The 21256-nt window shown below is 63.0% G+C and carries 18 protein-coding genes and 1 other RNA gene; 9 read left to right on the forward strand and 10 right to left on the reverse strand.

Annotation, left to right across the window (positions count from 1 at the left end; genetic code table 11):
* Positions 1–6 precede the first annotated feature (6 nt).
* Together OIM99_RS03230 and ffs are read right to left on the reverse strand one after the other, a co-directional pair.
* Positions 7–1902: a DNA polymerase III subunit gamma/tau gene (locus tag OIM99_RS03230; protein ID WP_311848873.1), complete on the reverse strand. Its 1896-nt coding sequence runs from the start codon at positions 1900–1902 to the stop codon at positions 7–9.
* An 88-nt stretch (positions 1903–1990) separates the two neighbouring features.
* Positions 1991–2087: signal recognition particle sRNA small type (gene ffs, locus OIM99_RS03235), an RNA gene on the reverse strand.
* Positions 2088–2241: 154 nt separating this feature from the next.
* Here ffs and nudC point away from each other — a divergent pair.
* Positions 2242–3246 (forward strand): NAD(+) diphosphatase, encoded by a 1005-nt coding sequence (gene nudC, locus OIM99_RS03240; protein WP_311848874.1) that lies wholly within the window; start codon positions 2242–2244, stop codon positions 3244–3246.
* Between the two features lie 78 nt (positions 3247–3324).
* A complete protein-coding gene (locus tag OIM99_RS03245; RefSeq protein ID WP_311848875.1) occupies positions 3325–4437 on the forward strand; it encodes a glycosyltransferase family 1 protein in 1113 nt (370 codons plus the stop codon).
* A gap of 96 nt (positions 4438–4533) precedes the next feature.
* Here the strand turns inward: OIM99_RS03245 and OIM99_RS03250 are convergent, their stop codons facing one another.
* Complete coding sequence (locus tag OIM99_RS03250) at positions 4534–5331, reverse strand: UDP-2,3-diacylglucosamine diphosphatase (RefSeq protein WP_311848876.1); 798 nt, start codon at positions 5329–5331, stop codon at positions 4534–4536.
* Positions 5332–5466: 135 nt separating this feature from the next.
* Between OIM99_RS03250 and OIM99_RS03255 the strand changes: the two genes are divergently transcribed.
* The 3 genes from OIM99_RS03255 (at position 5467) to OIM99_RS03265 (ending at position 9211) form a co-directional block, all read left to right on the forward strand.
* Positions 5467–6696, forward strand: a complete 1230-nt coding sequence (locus OIM99_RS03255) for a glycosyltransferase (protein WP_311848877.1) — start codon at positions 5467–5469, stop codon at positions 6694–6696.
* Between the two features lie 92 nt (positions 6697–6788).
* Positions 6789–8285, forward strand: a complete 1497-nt coding sequence (locus OIM99_RS03260) for a CoA-acylating methylmalonate-semialdehyde dehydrogenase (protein ID WP_311848878.1) — start codon at positions 6789–6791, stop codon at positions 8283–8285.
* A 119-nt stretch (positions 8286–8404) separates the two neighbouring features.
* Positions 8405–9211: an alpha/beta hydrolase gene (locus OIM99_RS03265; RefSeq protein WP_311848879.1), complete on the forward strand. Its 807-nt coding sequence runs from the start codon at positions 8405–8407 to the stop codon at positions 9209–9211.
* On the opposite strand, the gene OIM99_RS03270 is transcribed toward OIM99_RS03265, so the two are convergent.
* From OIM99_RS03270 to OIM99_RS03280, 3 genes are read right to left on the reverse strand one after another with little or no spacing between them, the layout of a single operon-like run.
* Positions 9208–10221 carry a tripartite tricarboxylate transporter substrate-binding protein gene (locus tag OIM99_RS03270; protein WP_311848881.1) on the reverse strand — a complete coding sequence of 338 codons (1014 nt, stop codon included), beginning with the start codon at positions 10219–10221 and terminating at the stop codon, positions 9208–9210. The two genes, OIM99_RS03265 and OIM99_RS03270, sit on opposite strands and share 4 nt — an antisense overlap.
* Positions 10218–12137, reverse strand: coding sequence for a hydantoinase B/oxoprolinase family protein (locus OIM99_RS03275; protein WP_311848883.1), 1920 nt, complete (start codon positions 12135–12137; stop codon positions 10218–10220). Before OIM99_RS03275 ends, OIM99_RS03270 begins: the two co-directional genes overlap by 4 nt.
* Positions 12137–14239 carry a hydantoinase/oxoprolinase family protein gene (locus OIM99_RS03280; protein ID WP_311848884.1) on the reverse strand — a complete coding sequence of 701 codons (2103 nt, stop codon included), beginning with the start codon at positions 14237–14239 and terminating at the stop codon, positions 12137–12139. The genes OIM99_RS03275 and OIM99_RS03280 overlap by 1 nt, the downstream gene beginning before the upstream one ends.
* Before the next feature lie 203 nt (positions 14240–14442).
* On the opposite strand from OIM99_RS03280, the gene OIM99_RS03285 reads away from it, so the two are divergent.
* The 3 genes from OIM99_RS03285 (at position 14443) to OIM99_RS03295 (ending at position 16152) form a co-directional block, all read left to right on the forward strand.
* Positions 14443–14814, forward strand: coding sequence for a hypothetical protein (locus OIM99_RS03285; protein WP_311848886.1), 372 nt, complete (start codon positions 14443–14445; stop codon positions 14812–14814).
* 122 nt (positions 14815–14936) lie between these two features.
* A complete protein-coding gene (locus OIM99_RS03290; RefSeq protein ID WP_311848888.1) occupies positions 14937–15182 on the forward strand; it encodes an acyl carrier protein in 246 nt (81 codons plus the stop codon).
* A 22-nt stretch (positions 15183–15204) separates the two neighbouring features.
* Positions 15205–16152, forward strand: a complete 948-nt coding sequence (locus OIM99_RS03295) for an amino acid--[acyl-carrier-protein] ligase (RefSeq protein ID WP_311848889.1) — start codon at positions 15205–15207, stop codon at positions 16150–16152.
* Positions 16153–16209: 57 nt separating this feature from the next.
* Here OIM99_RS03295 and OIM99_RS03300 read toward each other — a convergent pair whose 3' ends face one another.
* The 3 genes from OIM99_RS03300 to OIM99_RS03310 are packed head-to-tail and all read right to left on the reverse strand — an operon-like array spanning position 16210 to position 18331.
* A complete protein-coding gene (locus tag OIM99_RS03300; RefSeq protein ID WP_311848890.1) occupies positions 16210–16674 on the reverse strand; it encodes an NUDIX hydrolase in 465 nt (154 codons plus the stop codon).
* A gap of 1 nt (position 16675) precedes the next feature.
* On the reverse strand, positions 16676–17680 hold the full coding sequence (locus tag OIM99_RS03305) for an inorganic phosphate transporter (protein WP_311848891.1): 1005 nt from the start codon (positions 17678–17680) through the stop codon (positions 16676–16678).
* 6 nt (positions 17681–17686) lie between these two features.
* A complete protein-coding gene (locus OIM99_RS03310; RefSeq protein ID WP_311848893.1) occupies positions 17687–18331 on the reverse strand; it encodes a DUF47 domain-containing protein in 645 nt (214 codons plus the stop codon).
* 180 nt (positions 18332–18511) lie between these two features.
* On the opposite strand from OIM99_RS03310, the gene OIM99_RS03315 reads away from it, so the two are divergent.
* The gene (locus OIM99_RS03315; protein ID WP_311848894.1) at positions 18512–19354 is read left to right on the forward strand and encodes an alpha/beta fold hydrolase; all 843 of its coding nucleotides are present in this window, start codon (positions 18512–18514) and stop codon (positions 19352–19354) included.
* On the opposite strand, the gene OIM99_RS03320 is transcribed toward OIM99_RS03315, so the two are convergent.
* Entirely contained in the window at positions 19345–21099 is a 1755-nt protein-coding gene (locus tag OIM99_RS03320; protein WP_311848895.1) for a sulfatase-like hydrolase/transferase, read from the reverse strand. The two genes, OIM99_RS03315 and OIM99_RS03320, sit on opposite strands and share 10 nt — an antisense overlap.
* Between the last annotated feature and the right edge of the window lie 157 nt (positions 21100–21256).

Consider the following 21256-nt stretch of genomic DNA (forward strand, 5'->3'; position numbering starts at 1 on the left):
TATCCTTTAAAGATCGTCTTCGGTGTAGCTGTCGTCGGCATAGCCGATCTCGTCGTCGCTCGGTCCGGCTGATACCATCGGCTCGGGCGCCGGCGGCGCATCGTCCACCGACTTCACTCCGACAATCTCGGCGCCGGGGAAGCGTTCCAGCACGCTGCGCACCAGCGGATCGGCGCGCACGCCAACCAGAATATCCTGTCGCCGTGCTTCGCGCTGCTCGACGATGCTCGGCGCACCTTCGTCCTTGACGACCACCGCCATCCAGCGCTGGCCGGTCCAGTCCTGCAGCTTGCGCGACAAGGTGACGGCGAGTTGCGCCGAGGCGCCAGGCGCCAGAGCGAATTCGATCGAGCCCTGTTCGAAACGCACCAGGCGCACGTCGCGCTCCAGAGCGATCTTGAGCTGGATGTCGCGATTGACCTGCGCCAAGGCCACCACATCCTCGAAGCGCGCCAGTTGCACGCGCGGTGCGCTCGATGCCTGAACCTGCGCCCGCGGGGCCGGCGCCGAGGTGGCGAGCGCAGGGCGCGCGCCACCGGCCACCGCCATCGCACCGCCGCCATTGCCGTTGCCAGCCATCGCATTGCCAGCCATAACGCGCGCCGGCGCCGGGCCTTCGCCCGGACCGTCAGTCAACCGGCGCAGCACGTCTTCCGGGCTCGGCAGATCGGTCGCATAGGCGAGACGCACCAGCACCATGTCGGCGGCGGCCAACGGCCGTGGCGACGACTTCACGTCGAGAATGCCCTTGGAAATGATCTGCCAGGCGCGGGTGAGCACGCCGATGCTGAGCGTGTCGGCGAAGTCGCGGCCGCGCGTGCGCTCGTCCTGGCTGATCGAGGCATCGAGCCGTGAATCGGGCGCGAGCTTCAGCCGCGTGACGAAATGGATGAATTCGGCCAGATCGGTCAGCACCAGAGCCGGGTCGGCGCCCTGGTCGTAGAGTTCCTTCAGCCCTTCGAGAGCGACGGAGATATCGCCCTTCATCACCGCCTGGAACAGGTCGAGGATGCGGCTGCGGTCGCCGGTGCCGAGCATGGTGCGGATGCTCTCGGCGCTGATGGCCTGGCCGTCGGCGGCATGCGCAATGGCCTGATCGAGCAACGACAGCGAATCGCGCACCGAGCCTTCGGCGGCGCGCGCGATGAGCGACAGCGCCCGTTCGTCGATGTCGACCTTCTCGCTGGAACAGAGCTTGCCGAGGTGGCCGATCAGCACGTCGGATTCGACGCGGCGCAGATCGAAGCGCTGGCAGCGCGAGCGCACCGTCACCGGCACCTTCTCGCTCTCGGTCGTGGCGAACAGGAATTTCACATGCTCCGGCGGCTCTTCGAGCGTCTTCAACAGCGCGTTGAAGGCCGACTTCGACAGCATGTGCACTTCGTCGATGATGTAGACTTTGTAGCGCGCCATCACCGGGCGATAGCGGGCGCCTTCGATGATCTCGCGCACGTCGTCGACGCCGGTGTGCGAGGCGGCGTCCATTTCGATCACGTCGACATGGCGCGATTCGATGATCGCCTGGCAGTGGACGCCCAGTTCCGGCATGTCGATCGACGGGCGATCGATGGCGGGATGGCCGTCCTTGGCCGACAGTTCGTAATTGAAGGCCCGCGCCAGAATGCGCGCCGTGGTCGTCTTGCCGACACCGCGCACGCCGGTCAGCAGATAGGCTTGGTGAATGCGGTTGAGCTTGAAGGCATTGGTCAGGGTGCGGACCATCGCCTCCTGGCCGATCAGATCGTCGAAGCTTGAGGGCCGGTATTTGCGGGCCAGAACGCGATAGGCGCCCGTGGACCCCGCGGTCTGCGGCGGCGTGCCCAGGTTAAGGCCAAGATCAAGCCCGAGCCCCGGTTCGTCCGTGGACGCTTCCGATGTCTGTTCGTCGCGCCCGTCGGTCATGAGCCTCGCTACCCGGCCCGCCATCTGGCGGGCGGAACAGGCCGAATTTCGGAGCCTGGCCCCGCCAAACGGCCGGAAATGTCATGCTAGTGGGAGGCTGGACAGAGACCCGCCCGATCTCGTTAGGGCTGCTTCCTTCCGGACCTGACCCGGTTGGCGAGTGGAACGTCCACCGCCAACCTCCCGGCCCTTATTTGGCAGGGCGGACCGGGTTTCGCAAGCCGCCCGGCTGAGGAATCCAAGGTTGCGTCGTCACGCCGCCTCTTTGGCCAAGTTTCGATTGCCGGCGCCGGGGTAGCGGGCGAAACTGCCATGTAAAGAATCGTGAGCCTTTTTCGAATGCTAAAGCACGCACCCGCCGGGGAACTGTCCGCCGCCACCGGCTTTGCCTTCAACCCCATCGACAGACTGTCCGAGCGCCGCGACGAGCCGGGCCTTTTCGACCGGTTTTTCGACGATCCGAACAGCCGTTTCGTCGTTATCGGCCGCGACCGGCCGGTGCTGAAAATAGAGGACGGCCAGCTCGACCCGCTGCACACCCGCGCGGAGGCCCTGGCGATCGGCCCGACACGGGAAACCGTCCTGCTCGGCAAAGACGACCAACGGGCGATTTTCGCTCTCATGATCGACGACAGCGCCATCGCCGTCGAGGAGACGGTGAGCCCGAGCGGGCTGATCGACACCCGCCGGCAGATCATCCCGGGCCGGCCCGACCTGATGGTACGCGACCTGCGTTCGGTCACCACCGAAGGCCTGCTGCCGGTCGCCCAGATCGGCTTTCTCGGCCAGGCCAAGAGCGTGATGTTCTGGCATGCGCGCCACCGATTTTGCAGCAATTGCGGCGCACCCTCGAATGTCGTCGGCGCCGGCTGGCGGCGCGAATGTCCGAAATGCGGCGCCCAGCATTTTCCACGCACCGACCCGGTGGTGATCATGCTGGCCGTCGACGGCGACGACTGTCTGCTCGGCCGCTCCGGGCGCTTCGGCAAGGGTATGTATTCGGCGCTCGCCGGCTTTCTCGAGCCGGGCGAGACGATCGAGGACGCGGTGCGCCGGGAAATTCTGGAAGAATCAGGCATCCGAATCGGCCGCGTCGCCTATGTCGCCTCGCAGCCCTGGCCCTTTCCCTCCTCGCTGATGATCGGCTGCGTCGCGCAGGCGCTCAACCGCGACATCGTGGTGGACCAGACCGAATTGGAGGATTGCCGCTGGTTCACCCGGCAGGATGTCGATTTGATGCTTCGGCGCAGCCATCCCGATGGTTTCGAGGCGCCCAACCCGATCGCCATCGCCCATCACCTGCTGCGTGCCTGGTACGACGGCGAAACGCCAGCCCTCTCATGAACACTGTCACATAACCGCAGTGCGAATATGTTCTTGGGGCCGCAGTGATCCTCGGAAAGTCCGGGCGGAGAACTGCGGATGGCGCTTTCTTTCGTCGATGCCGGCCAGCCGGCGGCGCGCAGGCGGCAGGCACGGCCCCAGGTGCGGGCCGCCGATCAACCCGATCCGCTTCGCCTGCTCTTGGTGACCGACGCCTGGACGCCGCAGATCAACGGCGTCTCGCGCACCTATGAATGGCTGTCGCGGGCGCTGCCGGAGCTGGGCGTCGATCTGCATCTGCTGACACCCCAGGGCTATCGCTCGGTGCCGATGCCCTCCTATCCGGCCATCCGGCTGGCCCTGCCGCCGCCGCGCAGCGTGCCCCATCGCATCGCCGCCATCGCGCCGCATATCGTCCATATCGCTACCGAAGGGCCGATCGGCCTGCTGGCCCGGCTCTACTGCCACCGCCGCCGCATCCCCTTCACCACCTGTTTCCACACGCGCTATCCCGAATATATCGCGGCGCGCTGGCCAATCCCCGAGCGCTGGAGCTATGCGGCGCTGCGCTGGTTCCACAATGGCGCGGCCGCAACCATGGCAGCGACGCAAGCGCTCGCCGGCGAATTACGCGGCCACGGCTTTGCCCGCATGGTGCATTGGAAACGGGGCGTCGACACCAAAGTATTTGCCGAAGGCCCGGTGGCGCAGTTCGATCTGCCGCGGCCGTGGTTTCTCTTCGCCGGCCGGCTGGCGGTGGAAAAGAACATCGAGGCCTTTCTCGAACTCGATCTGCCCGGCACCAAGATCGTCGCCGGCGATGGCCCGGCGCGGGCGATGCTGCAACAGAAATATCCGCAGGTGCGTTTTCTCGGCGCCCTGTCGAGCGCCGATCTCGGCGCCGTCTATCGCGCCGCCGATGTCTTTGTGTTTCCCAGCCGCACCGATACTTTTGGCCTCGTCATGGCGGAAGCTTTGGCTGCGGGTTTGCCGGTCGCCTGCTATCCTTCCGATGGCGCACGCGCCATTTTCGATGGCGAAGCTTGCGGCGTGATCGGCACGGATCTGCGTCAGGCGGCGCTGTCGGCGCTACGCATCGACAAGGCACTCTGCCGCAAGGTCGGCGCGTCGCACAGCCTGGAGCGCAGCGCGCGTAGCTTTCTCTCGATCGTGGAAAATGCCAAGGCGGCGACCAGTCTACCGTGGGGATAGGGCTTTCAACGTAAAGATGCCTGTACCGCAGGCACTTCCTGGCGTTCTACGGCCCGCCTTGGATTGCTTCGTCGCTGCGCTTCTCGCAATGACGGATCAGGCGACCAGTTCGCCGCTCAGCTCTTTCACCGAAACCGGCGCGAACGCATCCGCCACCTGATGCCAGTGAATCAGCTCCAAGCGACCATCCTCGTTCTCGACGACAGCCGAGCAGGATTCCACCCAATCGCCGGTGTTGATGTAGAGCACGCCGTCGATGGTGCGCATTGTCGGCTTATGGATGTGGCCGCACAGAACCATGTCGACGCCATGCCGGCGCGCGTCCGTCACCACGGCCTGTTCGAAGGCGCTGATGAAGCTGACCGCGCGTTTGACCTTGTCCTTGCTCCATTGCGAGAAGGACCAATAGGGCAGACCGAAATAGCGGCGCACGCGGGCGATATGGCCGTTGAGCCAGATGGCGAAGTCGTAAGCCCAGTCGCCCAGCAGCGCGAGCCAGCGCACGTTGCGCACCACCGTGTCGAATTTGTCGCCATGCAGGATGAACATCGAGCGGCCATCGGCGCAACGATGAATAGCCTCTTCCTCGATCTCGATGCCGCCGAAATTCGAGCCGACATAATCGCGGAAAAATTCATCATGGTTGCCCGGCACGTAGATGACGCGCGTGCCCTTGCGCACCTTGCGCAGCATCTTCTGCACCACGTCGTTATGGCTTTGCGGCCAGTACCAGCTCTGGCGCAGGCGCCAGCCGTCGACGATGTCGCCGACCAGATAGATTGTGTCGGCTTCGTAGACCTTGAGAAAATCGAGGAGGACCGCCGCCTGGCAGCCGCGTGTTCCCAGATGAACATCCGAGAGGAAGAGGGTTCGGACATGTCTGGTTTCGGACATCGCTTCGGTCTCGCCCATTCGATAGTCAGACGATTCATGCATGGCTGACGAGAGCGGCATGCGTGATTTGTGTCTCACTTTCGTGACAGGCCGCGTCATACTTCCGTCAACGGGACGGGTTACCCAGGATTCGCAATGTCGATTCTCGCGCAGTCCGCCGCAGCACTCGCCGCCTCGCTTCTCACCATCCAGGTCGCCAGCGCCGCGATCGCCATGGTCCGGTGCCGGAAGGGCGCGCCCATTGGCACGATCGGCAAGCCCAAAGGCATTACCATCGTCCGCCCGCTCTGCGGCCTCGAGCCCTATTCGAAGGAAACGATCGAAGCGTCCTTCCAGATCGACTGGCCCGACTACGAGCTGATTTTCTGCGTCGCCGATGCACAAGATCCCATCGTGCCGCTGACGCAAGCCGCCATCGACCGGCATCCGCATATCCCCGCCCGCCTGCTCTTCGGCATGGAGCGCCTCGGCCCCAATCCGAAGCTCAACAACATGGCGAAGGGCTTCCGCAATGCCCGCTTCGACATCATCGTTTTCGTCGACAGCAATCTGCTCGTCGCGCCCGACTATCTGCATCGCCTGACCGGCGCCTGGCGCGAGGATGCCGGCATGGTGACGGCGCCGGCTTTCGGCGATCGGCCCGAGGGCTTCTGGTCGATGGTCGAATGCGCCATGCTCAACAGCTATCAGGCGCGCATCCAATATGCGGTCGACACGCTCGGCTCCGGTTTCGCCCAGGGCAAATCGCTGATGTTCCGCCGTGCCGATCTCGAACGCGGCGGCCTCGAATCCCTCGCCAGTGAACCGGCCGAAGATGCCGCCGCCACCAAGATGATGCGCGGCAAGGCCCGCGGCATAGCCGTCGCCGGGCCGCCCTATCCGCAATTGCTCGGCCGTCGCTCCCTGACCCAGGTCTGGGGCCGGCATCTGCGCTGGGCGCGGCTGCGGCGCGCCAGTTTTCCTGTCCTCTTCGCGCCGGAAATCTTCAGTGGCACACTGCCGCCGCTGGCGGCCGCCCTGGTCGCGGCCCATGGCGCCGGGATCAATCTCCTGGCGGCCACCGCGGTGTTCCTGGCGGTCTGGTACATTCCGGAATGGCTCTTGACCCGCATTGCTGGCTGGCCGCGATCGGCGGCCCTGCTGCCGGCCATGCTGCTGCGCGATATCCTGTTGCCCGCGCTCTATTTCTGCGCCTTCTTCGGCCGCTCGGTGACCTGGAACGGCAACAAGGTCGATCTGGCGGCGGCGCCGAAGCGCCGCGTGCTGCAGCGCCCGCAGATCATCGCCAATGTCATCACGGCGGGTTCCGCGCGCCTCGCGCGGGTTTCCCTGGTGCGGTCCCTGAAGACCTTGCGCCGCTCCTGACCGCCTTATTCATAAGGCTAAGCGCACCGATTTATCCCTTCCCCTTAACAATTCCTCCGCGCTAAAAATCGATCAGCGGAAGGAAACACATCATGCGCGAACTGACACATTTCATCGGCGGCCAACACGTCAAAGGCACGTCCGGACGTTTCACCGAAGCCTATGAGCCGATGACCGGCGAAACCGTTTCCAAAGTGCCGCTGGCCTCGAAAGCGGAAGTCCGCGCCGCCATCGAAAACGCCCTCGCCGCGCAACCGAATTGGGCCGCCACCAATCCGCAACGCCGCGCCCGCGTGATGATGAAGTTCGTCGACCTGCTCAACCGCGACATGGACCAGCTCGCCGAACTGTTGGCGCGCGAACACGGCAAGACCATTCCCGATGCCAGGGGCGACATTCAGCGCGGCCTCGAAGTGGTCGAATTCGCCATCGGCGTGCCGCATCTGATGAAGGGCGAATATACCGAAGGCGCCGGTCCCAACATTGACATCTATTCGATCCGCCAGCCGCTCGGCGTCGTCGCCGGCATCACGCCGTTCAACTTCCCGGCGATGATCCCGATGTGGAAATTCGCGCCGGCCATCGCCTGCGGCAATGCCTTCATCCTCAAGCCATCGGAACGCGACATCGGCGTGCCGCTGCGCCTCGCCGAACTGATGATCGAAGCCGGCCTGCCGCCGGGCATTCTCAATGTCATCAACGGCGACAAGGAAGCCGTCGACTGCCTGCTCGACGATCCCGATATCAAGGCGGTCGGCTTCGTCGGCTCCACGGCCATAGCCGAATATGTCTATGCGCGGGCCGCAGCTTCGGGCAAACGCGTGCAATGCTTCGGCGGCGCCAAGAACCACATGGTGATCATGCCTGATGCCGACATGGACCAGGCGGTCGATGCCTTGGTCGGCGCCGGCTACGGTTCGGCGGGCGAACGCTGCATGGCGGTTTCGGTCGCTGTGCCCGTCGGCAAGGGCACGGCCGACGAATTGGTGAAGCGCCTCATCCCGCGCGTCGAATCCCTGAAGGTCGGCCCCTCGACCGACGTGAGCGCCGACTACGGCCCGCTTGTCAGCCGCGCCCATCTCGACAAGGTGAAGTCCTATGTCGATATCGGCGTGAAGGAAGGCGCCAAGCTCTTGGTCGACGGCCGCGGCTTCAAGATGCAGGGTTATGAAAACGGTTTCTACCTCGGTGGCTGCCTGTTCGACAACGTCACGTCGGACATGCGCATCTACAAGGAAGAGATTTTCGGACCGGTGCTGTCGGTGATTCGAGCCAATGCCTATGAGGATGCGCTGCGCCTGTGCAACGATCACGAATATGGCAACGGCGTCGCCATCTTCACCCGCGACGGCGACGCGGCCCGCGACTTCGCCTCGCGCGTGCAGGTCGGCATGATCGGCGTCAACGTGCCGATCCCGGTTCCCATAGCCTATTACACTTTCGGCGGCTGGAAGCGTTCGGGCTTCGGCGACCTCAACCAGCATGGTCCGGACTCGATCCGCTTCTACACCAAGACCAAGACGGTGACCTCGCGCTGGCCGAGCGGCATCAAGGACGGCGCCAGCTTCGTCATCCCGACGATGAACTGAGTTCCAACACATTTTGTTACAAAGCCGGCGGTTTCCGCCGGCTTTTTGTTTATCGCGACCTGCGCAATGACCTGCTAATCTTTTGTGACTGCTTCGCAATAGAATCGGGGGCTCATACCATGCCCTATTCGACCCGGAACGGCCTGAAGATCCATTACGAGGTTCATGGCGAGGGCGCGCCGCTCGTGCTCATTCACGCCAATCCCTTCGACCGGCGCCTGTGGCTCTATCAGATCGCCCGCTTCTCGCCGTTCTTCCGCGTCATCGCCGTCGATCTGCGCGGATATGGACTTTCCGACAAGCCGGAAACACCGTTCAACCTGCGCGACATGATGGACGACGTGCTCGGCGTCTGCCACGACCAGGGCATCGGCGAAGCGATTTTCGCCGGCGTCAGTGTCGGGTCCGGCATCGCGCTTTTGACCGCGCTCGATCATCCCGAGCGCACCAAGGCGATCGTGCTTGTTGGCGGATCGAGCAGCGGCCCGAGAGACCCCGAAGCGATCGTCGCCGGTTTCGATCCGCAAGATCCCGGCGCGCATATGATGACCTTGATGCGCGGTTATGTGGCGCCGGGCTTCGCCGATACGCCGCATGGCAAGTGGCTGCTCGACCTCTTCGTCGAGAATTCAGCCCATCTGTCGTCGAAATGCATCGCGCAGATTTTCCGCACGCGCGGCAATTTCGACATGACCTCGCGCCTGAGCGACGTGAAAGCGCCGACCCTCGTCATCAATGGCGAATATGATGAATCGCTCGAAGCGGGCCGTCTCACCGCGTCCCGCATCGCCAACGCCCGGCATGTGGTGCTGGCCAATACCGGACATGCCTGCTGTATCGAGGATCCGCCGGCATTCGATGCGGCGATGATCGGCTTTCTGGCTGATCATCGCCTGATTCCCGATGGCGCCTTGAAACACCGCTAGTTCGGCGGCAGGGTCATTTCTTTGAGGAGATCGACAATGTCCTGCGGCTGCGTCGCCACGTCGGCAACAAGGCCTTGCAAGGTCTTGCCATCAAGCGGATCGACACCGAGCTTGCGCTTTTCCGCATCGGCCTGGAAGGTCGCATCCTTCATCATCGCCGCATAGGCCTGGCGCAGCGCCGCCGTGCGCGTCGGCTCGTTATTCGGCGGCGCGACGATGGCGCGGCCGACCGACGAGGTCGAGGCGATCAGTTTCAGCGCATTCTTGTTGCGCTGATCGTTGGTCAGCTCCAACACCGTCGGCACATCGGGCAATTTAGCGAAACGCTCCAGTGCGATGACGTACAAGATCTTCATCTTGTTGCCCTCGAACCAGTCCGGCTTGGTCAGGAGATAGTCCCAGCTCGTGCTGCCATTGCCGAAGGCTTCGCCGCGCTCGACAGCCAGGCCCATGGCGGCGCTGGAGTTGTAACCCAGGATGACCTTGAACTTTGTGCCGATCATGCGGTTCAGCGCCCAGGGAATGGTCGCCGACGTGCCCGCCGCCGCATTGGCCGAGAGAATGACCTCGGTCTTCTTGGCTTCCTCGATCGTCTGCGCCGGCGAATTGTGCCAGACGAGACCGACCAGCGTCGCCGAATCCATGCGGCCGATATAAGTGAAATCCTGCGACACATATTTGCGGTTGGGATCGTTCAGCTTTTCCAGGATGAACGTCGGCTGGAACATCGCCAATGTCGTGCCGTCCTTCGGCGCGACCGAATAGACATATTCCGCCGCCGCGATACTGCCGGCGCCCGGCATGTTGCGTGGAATGACCGTCGGATTGCCCGGCAGGAACTTGCCGAGATATTGCGCGGCAAGGCGGGACGAGAAATCGTAACCGCCGCCCTCGCCCGTGCCGATGATGAAGGAGATCGGCTTGCTGCGATAGAAATCCTCGACGCCCTGCTGCGCCGAGGCGGCCGAAGCCGCGAGAGCGGCAGTGAAGGCCAGTGCCAGTGTTCTCATGCTTGTTTTCCCCCCATGGTTGCGCGGAGCTTCTGTGTCTCCGCCTGATCGACCGTGCCATCGCCACCAAGGACGACGCCGTAAATCTCGCGCGCGTCCGCAGCGCTTACATATTCCTCGGCGACATCGTGCGCGACGCGATTGGGATCACGCGCCAGCGGCGAGCCGAAGCCACCGCCGCCGCCAGAGCGAGAATAGAAGCCCTCGCCGGGCTGTAAACGGCGCAGAAACACCTTGGCATTCGCCACATCGCGCTTCTCGCCATGGGCGTCATAGACCGTCACTTCATTGCCGAAGCCGTCGTGGCCACCCTCCAGGCCCCAGGGCGCGCAATGCATGCGCTCCACCTGGGCATTGAGGGTAAGAGGTACGCGGGCCGACACCTTGCGGGCGATGCCGAGGCCGCCCCGGAACTTGCCGGCGCCGCCCGAGCCGCTACGCAGCGACAGTTCCTCGATCAGGAACGGGAATTTCGCCTCGACGGATTCCACCGGACTGTTGTGCGTGTCGCCGTCGTTGAGGCAGACCGTGGCGCTCATGCCGTCTTCCGTCATCTTGGCGCCCCAGCCGCCGCCCAGCGGCCCGAAACCACCCATGAAGAAGCCGCCCGTGCGCGGGTGGATGCCGTGCAGGTTGGTGCTGAGCAGATCCGCGTGATGGCCGGCGATGACCCGATCGGGCACGGCCGGCGCCAGCGCTTTGAAGATCGTATCGACTATGGTCATCGGGAAGGTCATCCACCAGCGCATCGGCGCCGGCTTCACCGCGCTGATGATCGTGCCTTTGGTGAGCGCGACATTGAGCGTGCGGAAACTGCCTTCGTTGATGGGATAATCGGTCGGCGACGTGAGACATTTGTAGGCGACCTGCGCACAGGCGACGCCCGTCGTCTCGCCGGAATTGTAGAAGCCGCGTACTTGCGCACTCACTTCCGTGAGATCGATGGTCATCTCGTCGCCCTTGACGGTGACCTTGACCTTGATCGGCACGCGCTTGCCGATGTCGACGCCGTCGTCGTCCATATAGGACGTCGCTTCGTAGACGCCGTCGGGAATCTCGCGCGTGCGGGCGCGGGCCGAGCGTTCCGACTGGGCCATGATATTGCCGATAGCGGCGAGGGTTTCCTCGCGACCATAGCGCCCCAGCAGTTCCTTGAAACGACGCTCGCCGGTCTTCACGGCGGTGATCTGCGCTCTGAGGTCACCCATGGCGCGATCGGGCAGACGCACGTTCATGCGGATGATATCGACGAGGTCCTGGTTGACCACGCCGGCACGCTGATATTTGACGATCGGGATCTGGATGCCTTCGGAATAGATATCCGTGGTGACGCCGCCGAGCGTACCGCCGACATCGGGCCAATGGGCCATGCAGCAGGCAAAGCCGCACAATTCACCCTCGAAGAAGATCGGCAGGCTGAAGGTGAAATGGTTGAGATGGCTGCCGGTGAGATAGGCGTCGTTGGTGACGAGGATGTCGCCTTCCTGCAGCCCGTCCTTGCCGAAGTGGCGCAGTTTGGCGCGCACGGTTTCAGCCATGCCGCGAATGAACATCGGTAGGCCGAGACCGATGGAAATCGTATCGCCTTCGGGGGTGTAAAGGCCGACGGTGAAATCCAGCGCCTCGTAGATGATCATATTGTAGGCGGTGCGCATGAGATTGGATTTCATTTCTTCGGTCACCGCCAGCACGCCGTTGCGAATGATCTCGGTCAAAATCGGATCGCTCTTGGCGAAGCGACGCTTTGCCTGATTTTTGGGCTGGCTTTTAGCCCGCGTCGCAGCTTTGGCGCCCGTCACCTTGCGCGCGGCCTGCTTCTTCGTCGCGACTTTCTTCGCCGTGACTTTCTTGGCGGCCACTTTCTTGGTTGCTTTCTTCATCGGCCGGCGTTGGGCCTTTTTCACTTGCTTGGCCATCACGCCCTCCCGATTTCAATAACCAGATTACCGAACTGATCGACTTCCAATTTGTCGGAGGGAAAGACGACCGTGGTCGAGGCATGTTCCTCGATGAGCGCCGGGCCGGCGATGCGATTGCCTGATTTCAGCGCGTCGCGCGCATAGACCGTGGTTTTCTTCGCCGCGCCGTGACCAGACGCACTTGGGCCGAAGGTGACGGCGCGCGTGCCGCGCAGCGCCGCCGCCGGTGGCTTGGCCGTTCCGCGCGCGATCTTCTCCATTTTCGGCTTGCGCATGACGCCGCTGATCGTCGCGCGCAGACTGACGAGTTCCGCTGCCTCCGTGGGCGCGTTGGTGCCGTAGCGCAGCAGATGTTCGGCATCGAAGAGCTGTTTGATGGCGGCACGGTCCTGCTTGCGCAGCACTTTTTCCGGCAGTTCGATGGTCACCGCATGTTCCTGTCCGACATAACGCATGTCGACGGCACGCACGACTTTCATCTTGGCATTGCTGGCGCCGCTGCGCGCCAGCGCTTCCTCGCCCTCGGTGATCAATTCGCCATAGATGCGTTCGAGATCGGCGAAGTTGAGTTGCGCCAGCCGCGCCGGCCAGGTGCGCACATAATCGTAACGCAGATCGGAATGCAGCATGCCGAAAGCACAGAAATGGCCCGGCGCGCGCGGTACGATCACCCGCTCCATGCCGATCTCGCGCGCGATCGCCACCGCATGCAAGGGACCGGCACCGCCATAGGCGACGAGCGGGAAAGAGGCTGCATCGAGGCCGCGCTCGGTCGTCACCGTCTTGACGGCGAGCGACATGGTGGTGGCGGCGATGCGCAGAATGCCAGCGGCCGCCTCGATCACGGTGAGGTCCAGGGGACCGGCGATCTTATCCTGAATGGCCTGGCGGGCGGCGGCAACATCGAGTTTCATTTCGCCGCCCAGGAAACGATCAGCACCGAGGCGGCCGAGGATCAGATTGGCATCGGTGACCGTCGGCTGTTGCCCGCCACGGCCATAGCAGGCCGGGCCCGGCTCCGCGCCGGCGCTGCGCGGGCCGACATGCAGGGCGCCACCTTCGTCGAGCCAGGCGATGCTGCCGCCGCCGGTGCCGACCTCGAAAATGTCGATCATCGCCATCTGCACGGGCAGAGCGCGTTCATAGCCGCCGACCAAAGCGAGGCTCGTTGTCAGAGCCTGGCCGTCATAGATGACGCCGGCCTTGGCGGTGGTGCCGCCCATGTCGAAGGCGATGGCCTCACCAAGTCCCATGGCATGGCACAGGGCCTGCGTGCCGACGACGCCGGCGGCGGGGCCGGATTCCAGCATGCGAATGCACTGCTGCTGCGCCTGCGCCGATTCATAAAGGCCGCCCGTCGATTGCACGAGCAGGAAGGACCCGTCGAAATCGGCCTGTTTCAGATGGCCGTCGATTTCCTGAATGTAATCGCGCACGCGCGGGCCGACATAGGCATTGGCCAGCACGGTCGAGCAGCGTTCGAACTCGCGATATTCCTGCGACAGTTCATGGGAGGCGGAGACGAAGGCCTGCGGCAGACGCTCGCGCACGATCTCGCGGACGCGGATTTCATGCGCCGGATTGCGGTAGGAATGCAAAAGCATGATGCCGACCGCATCGACGCCGATCTCGATCAGGCGATCGCAGACGGCGTGAACGCTCGCTTCATCGAGCGGCTTGTGGACATCGCCCTCGGCGGTGAGACGTTCGTTCACCTCGAAACGTCGCGACCGCGGCACCAAGGGGTCATGTTTGCGGAAGTAGAGATTATAGGCGTCGGGTCGGTTGATGCGGCCGATCTCATAGACATCGCGGAAGCCCGCCGTCGTGACCAAAGCCGCCTTGGCGCCGTTGCGCTCCAGCATGGTGTTGATGGCGACGGTCGAGCCATGCAGGAAGATCGAAGCATCGGCGAAGCGGGCGCCGGATTTGCCGGCCCCTTCCGATATGCCCTCGACCAGATGGCGGGGGGTCGACAAGGTCTTGCCGAGCAACAGACGGGATGTGCGTTCATCGAAAGCGGCCACATCGGTGAAGGTGCCGCCAATGTCGGCGGCAAGCCGCAAGCGGCGGTTGGGCAGTTTCTCGGGTTTGTTCATCGCAACGCCGGCAGCAGCGGGCTGTGCCGTTTCCTCCATTTTTTGACCCCTGCCCTGGCAAGGGCAGCGGATTTTATGGGTCACGACTGCCCGGCGACGCGGCGAAATGCAAGCCCAGAATAAGAGCTACCGGCAACGGAGCAGAGCCCTGGGCTTGCGACACCGGTCAAAAGAGCCGATCTAGGGTCGATCGGGAGACGCAAGTGCAAGAGCCAACCATCGGCCGAGGATTAGCGGAATTGTGGAAGGGCGCGATGATTTTCGCCCCGCATATCGCTGGCTGCACCTGCGCTGGCGGGTTCCATGTGCCGCTCGACCCGGCGGCGGTGGAACAGGACATTCTGGAATTTTTGCAACATCGCTACCGGCAGGACGGGCAAGGCGCCCTGGTGCCCTTCATCGCCGGCCGGCTGGCTGACCCGCAGCCGCAGGATTTCGGCACCTGGCTGAGCCAGCTCGATGCCGCACCGCTCGGCACCGAGGACCTGCGACGTCTGGTCACCGATATCCGCACCACCCTTGAATCCATGAATAATGCGGCTCCGGCGGCCGGCGGCGGCTTCGTCTGCTATTGACCGATCGAATTCCCGAGAGCCGCTTAACCAGCTATAAACCGCGATCCGTAAAGGCCCCGGCGCATTCACCCTTTAAGAGCGGAGGCTCCGGTAAACCCTGTCCTAACTAGGGGACTGGACACATGAACGATAAAATCCGCGACATTCTCGACCAAACCGCCAAACTGCCGGTGAAGGCCGCGACCTTGTCCGACGATGCCGATCTGCATGAAGCAGGCCTGACCTCCTTCGCCTCGGTGCAATTGATGCTGGCGTTGGAAGACGCCTTCGACATCGAATTTCCCGAGCAGATGCTCAACCGGCGCACCTTCGCGAGCATCAAGGCGATCCAGAACGCCATCGCCGAACTGACTCAGACCGCCGCCTGAACGAACCATTGGAGCCGTAGTGATGAGCGTTGCCGCGTCTGCCACCGCGTCCACTTCGCCGGTTTCGGCGCAGGAGGCCTATCTCGACGAATTGTTCGACAAGGGCATTCTCTTCGATACCGGCGTCGATGGTCTCTACGGCCGTTCCGACGTCTTCGAGGATGTCATTCAGGCTTTCGACCGGCTGATCACGCGCTACGGCGCACAAGATCGCGCCACGCCGATCCATTTCCCGCCGGGCATTTCCAGGCCGCTGTTCGAGAAGAGCGGTTATATGAAGAGCTTCCCGCAGCTTGCCGGCACGGTGCACAGTTTCATGGGCGGCGAGGCCGACCACTGCACCTTGCTTGCCGAACTCGAAGCCGGCCAGGATTGGACGGGCCAGCAGACCGCGACCGACATCGTGCTGACTCCGGCTGCCTGCTATCCGCTTTATCCGACGGTCGCCAAACGCGGGCCGCTGCCGGTCGACGGGCGGCTCTACGATCTGCAGTCCTACTGCTTCCGGCACGAACCCTCGAAAGACCCGGCCCGGATGCAGATGTTCCGCATGCGCGAATATGTGCGGATCGGGTCGCCCGAACAGGTTCAGGCTTTCCGCGAAACCTGGCTCGAACGCGGCCAGGCCATGATGGGCTCGCTCGGCGTGCCGCTGAAGGTCGATCTGGCCAATGATCCGTTCTTCGGCCGCGCCGGCCGCATGCTCGCCAACAACCAGCGCGACACCGGCTTGAAATTCGAATTGCTGATTCCGGTGACGAGCGAGGAAAAGCCGACGGCCTGCCTGTCGTTCAACTATCACCAGGACCATTTCGGGTCGTTGTGGAACATTCCCACTCACAATGGCGACGTGGCGCATACGGCCTGCGTCGGCTTCGGCATGGAGCGGGTGGCGCTGGCGCTGTTCAAGCATCACGGCACCGACACGGCGCAATGGCCACAGGCGGTGCGTCAGGTGCTGTGGGGATAGGCCCCAAATTTCATAAGTGAAAGATTACGCTCGGCCCTCTCAGGCCGGGCTTTTGTTTCAGCCCTGCGGCACACGCTGCATGGCCGCGAACTGGCGCATGACTTCGGCCAGTTCGTCCTCGCGCACGAGTTCCGCCGCCTGTTCGACCGAGAACCATTTGGTGCTGCGGTCGTGCTTCTCCGGCCATTTCTTGCGCTGCTGGGTGACTTCCATCGGGAAGACCTCGACGCGGCAGAGCCAGACGGCGCCATTCTTACGGCGCTTCTGATAATGGAATTGACCGATCGATTTGGATGCGATGTTGCCGATGAGGCCGGCTTCCTCGAAAGCCTCGCGCGCCGCCGTCTCATAGCCGGTCAGGCCATCCATCGGCCAGCCCTTGGGAATGATCCAGCGGCCGGAGTCGAGCGAGGAGACGAGCATGACCTCAAGGCCGTTGTCGAGACGATACGGCAGCGCGGCGAACTGCAAATGCGGTTCGCTGTTCTTCTGTGTGGTCCTGACTGCCGTGCTCGTTGCCATTTCAGCCGAAAACTCCTGACATCCAGTAGAAGGCCGCACCGATCAAAGCCGCGGCCGGCATTGTCACAATCCACGCTACCAAAATGCCGCGCGCGATATTCCACCTCACGGCAGACACACGCCTCGCGGCACCAACACCAACAATGGCTCCCGTTATCGTATGGGTCGTCGATACCGGAATGCCTAAACCCGTTGCCATGAAGAGCGTGATAGCGCCGCCCGTTTCGGCGCAAAATCCCTGCATCGGCGACAGGCGTGTAATCTTTGACCCCATGGTATGCACGATTCGCCAGCCGCCAAAAAGGGTCCCAAGCGCCATCGCGGCCTGACAGGCTATGACAACCCAGAACGGAACGTGGAAGCCGCCTTCAAGCTGGCCATGCGAATAAAGCAGAACGGCAATAATTCCCATTGTTTTTTGTGCATCGTTGCCGCCGTGGCCCAGGGAATAGAGCGAAGCGGACACAAACTGCAAGCCCCTAAAGGCGCCATCGACAGCAAATGGGCTCAAACGATAACAAATCCATGACACCAGAAGCACAAGCAAAAGGGCAAGAATGAAGCCAACCAAAGGCGACAAAAAGATCGCCAGGGTGGTTTTGGTGACGCCGCTGAAGACAACCGAGCTCAATCCGGCCTTGGCGACGCCGGCCCCCAGGAGCCCGCCGATCAAAGCATGGGAACTGCTCGAAGGAATGCCGCCGAGCCAGGTGACGACATTCCAAACGATGGCGCCCATCAGTGCCCCGAAGATCACGCGATCATCGACGATATCGGGCGTGATGATGCCTGTCCCCACGGTGGTGGCGACATGCAGACCGAAGAAGATGAAGGCGATAAAATTGAAGAAAGCCGCCCAAAACACCGCATATTGCGGGCGCAACACGCGCGTCGAGACAATGGTGGCGATGGAATTGGCGGCGTCGTGCAGGCCGTTCAGGAAGTCGAACAGCAAGGCCACGGCGATGAGCGCGACGAGCAGATAGAGAGTGAGGCTGGCGTCCACGTTGCCTCACAAATGTTCGATGACGATGCCGTTGATGCGGTCGGCCACATCTTCGAATCGATCCACCACTTTCTCGAGATGGCCGTAGATCTCGCTGCCGACGATATAGGCCATGGGGCTGGCATTGCCGTGGGTCTTGAACAAGCCCTTGAGGCCGATGTCGTGCAGTTCGTCGGACTGTTCTTCGAGATGGGTCATGCGCGAGGCGATGGCGGCGAGCTTGGCGGCATCCTGGCGCATGGTGCGCAGGCGGTTGACCGCATCGATGGTCAATTTCGCCGAATCAACGATCAGGTCGCCGAGCTGGCGCATCTCCGGCTCGAACGTGGTCACTTCGAACAGCGAAATGGCTTTGACCGTCTGGCGCATCTGGTCGATGGCATCGTCCATCGAGGTGATCAATTCGCGGATGTCGCTGCGGTCGAAGGGCGTGATGAAGGAGCGGCGCACGGCAAGCAGCACCTCGCGCGAGACTTCGTCGGCCTGGTCCTCGAGATCGTTGACGCGTGCGCTGTTAGCGGCAACGGCCTCGCCGCCTTCCAGCAGGGCGCGCAGCGCTTCGGCGGCACTGGCAGAGATCCGCGCATGCTGATCGAAATAGTCGAAGAAGCGTTCCTCCTTCGGCATGAGAGCTTGAAACCAGCCGAGCATGCGTGCCCCCGAAAACAACGTTGAACCAAGGCCGAATCGCGATTTATGACGATTTTGTATCAGCCACCGGGGTGGGCTTTTACCAAGGGCCGGTGCATCAGGAAACCGGCACCGGTGGACATCTTGGTCGCCTTACGTCAGGACAGCGGCGAAAACACAAACGGAGGATCACGGCGCCCCATGAGCAAACCCTCGGACAAACTGCTGCAAGCCCGGACCCGCGACGGCCAGACCATCGCCTACAGCCTGACCGGCAATCCCGACGCGCCGCTTCGGTTCGCCCTCACCCATTCCCTGGCCCTCGATCACGATTTCTGGGCGCCGGTCGTCGCGCAGCTCAGCGCTGCGCTGGGCCAAGAGGCCGCCATCCTGACCTGGGATTGCCGCGGCCACGGCCAATCCTCGAAACCCCGGCAGGCCTATACGGTCGAGCAATTCGCCGGCGATCTCGCCGATCTTTTCGATCATCTCAAATGGCCAGACGCCATCCTCGCCGGCGCCTCCATGGGTGGCTGCATCAGCCTCGCCTTCGCCGGCCTTTATCCACAGCGCACGAAGGGGCTCGGCCTCTTCGACACCACCGCCTGGTACGGCGCCGATGCACCGAAGCAATGGGCGGAACGTGCCGACAAGGCTTTGTCCGACGGTCTGACCGCGCTGGTCGGTTTCCAGAAAATCCGCTGGTTCGGCGATGACTTCCGCGACAATCACGCGGATGTGGTCGATCGATGCCTCGACGTGTTCCTGCGCAACGATCTCGAGGCTTATGCGGCAAGCTGCCGGATGCTGGGCGCGGCCGATCTGCGCGCCCATCTGCCTAAAATCCGCGTACCGACCCGTGTGCTGGTCGGCGCCGAGGATTTGGCGACACCGGTCGCCATGGCGCAAGTGCTGCACCAGGGCATCGCCGGCTCGACGCTGACGATCGTGCCGGATGCGCGTCATCTCAGCCCGCTGGAAGTTCCCGATGTGATCGTGGGTGAGCTGCGGGCGTTGGCGGAGGCCAATTTGGTTCAGGGCTGAACGATCCAGCCGGAATCGATCAGAAAACGCTGATAGGCGAGGACGGCGCCGCGGTCCTCGCAACTGACATAGAGACCGTTGCAGCGGTCGATCAGCCACAGACGCCGCTGCAACACCTGATCGAGGGGCAGGCCCGCGGCCGCCACCGTCAAAGCGGCGAGATGCGGGATTTCGAGAACCGGCACCTTCGGCAGCGCCGTCTTCGGCGAGAAATTCAAGCCGTCGATGGCATAATAGGTCTCGAAAGCCTTGGACGTCGGATCGAGCTGCCAGGCCACGCCCTTATCGGCGATCTCGACCGCGTTGGAGAGCGGCAGGCGCGCCAAAGCAGGTTGATGATCGCCGTAGTTCACGAACAGGAAGGGCTGGCCTGGAAAACGCGCCGCGAGCTTGGCGCGGAAAGCGTCACGATCGCGCTTGGCGAGCACCAGGCGCCAGAGATATTCGTCGAACTCGGCATCGCCGGTCCAGCGCGTCACCTCTCCAGGCTTCAGCATTTCCGGCGCGTAACGGAAGTTCCACGGCGAATGCGCCGCCATGCTCGATGCAACGATGAACTGCGGGCGCCGCGCCTTGCCGTCGGTGGCGCTGTCGCGGGCGCTTTGCAGCACCTTGATCACCTGGTCGAGATAGAATTCGTCGCGCTGACGATCGCTCGGGGCGTGATGCACCTGCCGATCGATGACCTGATCGAATCCAATCGCCTTGTAGAAACGACCGGAGCCGGCGAAGCCCGCGAGCGAGGGATAAATGATCGACGTGTCGTAGCCGCAGGCCTTCAGATATTGCGGCAAGGCATGGCGCAGCCGGCCGGTCATCAATTGCGTGGCGAAATTGCGCAGATTGCCAAACGTGTTCGTTGGCAAGCCGGTGAGCACCGAGAAATCCGACAGCCAGGTGCCGCCACCAAAGGTTTCGACGCGCAGGCGATGGGTCTTGCCGTCGCTGGAGCGGAAGAACGAGGCCAATTCGGCGGGATAGCGCAATTGCGGATAGACGCCTTCAGGCATCGCCGATTCATTGAGGAACAGCACGATGTCGGGCGCATTGGCGCCCGGTGTGCAGGTGATCGCCGAGGATTTCGTCGGCGACAGCGTGGCATGGGCGCTGATCTCGAAAAAGCCCTTGGCCTGCAGCAACACCGGCATATCGGCGAGCGAGCCGATGAAGGCCGAGAAAATGTAGCGCCCTTCATCGAAGAACGTCGGCTTGCGCGCCGCCAGCGACCAGCCGCTGGAAATGAGAACCGCTGAGGCGACGAGGCCGGCGAGCGGGCGCGTCAACACAGAAAAGCGGCGCGGCGTTTCCAGCCGGTAGCTCGCATAGAGCAGCACCAATGCAAGCGCGAGCGCGATGGCACACAACAGCGACGGCACCGGGAAGGTCTGGGCGAAGAAGGCGATCTGCGCAGTTGAGAACAGATAGAACACCACGTCATAGACATGCAGGTTCATCGCCGTGATGTCGAACTTGAAAATCGACGCCGCATAGACCGGCACGAAGAGAAAGATCGCGACGACGAGCGCGAAGCCCGGACGACGCGTCAGCACGGCGACGAGCGTGGCGAGGGCGATGAAGAAGGCGGCAACGAGCGCAAACAGCGTGCGATCAGGCTCGGTCGCGGCGATGAAGGCGCACCAGCCGAGCGCAAGCGCGATGATGAAAGTCCAGCCGAGCGGCGCCGATGCCCCGTTGTCTCGGGTATCAGAGCCGGCGACGCGCTCGGTACTGGGAACTGGCACCATGGCGGACGGACGCGTGTCTTTTGTCCGTCACATGACGGATTTGTGAAAACTTATCTAGGATGTGTGCACAATTTCGTAAAGTGCCGTGAGCGCCGCCAGAATGCTGCTTTGCAACATCTTCGACCTTCACCAGATTGACGCAATGTTTGGGCAGAAC

The sequence above is a fragment of the Methylocella sp. CPCC 101449 genome (genome assembly GCF_031921685.1).
Lineage (GTDB): Bacteria > Pseudomonadota > Alphaproteobacteria > Rhizobiales > Beijerinckiaceae > Terripilifer.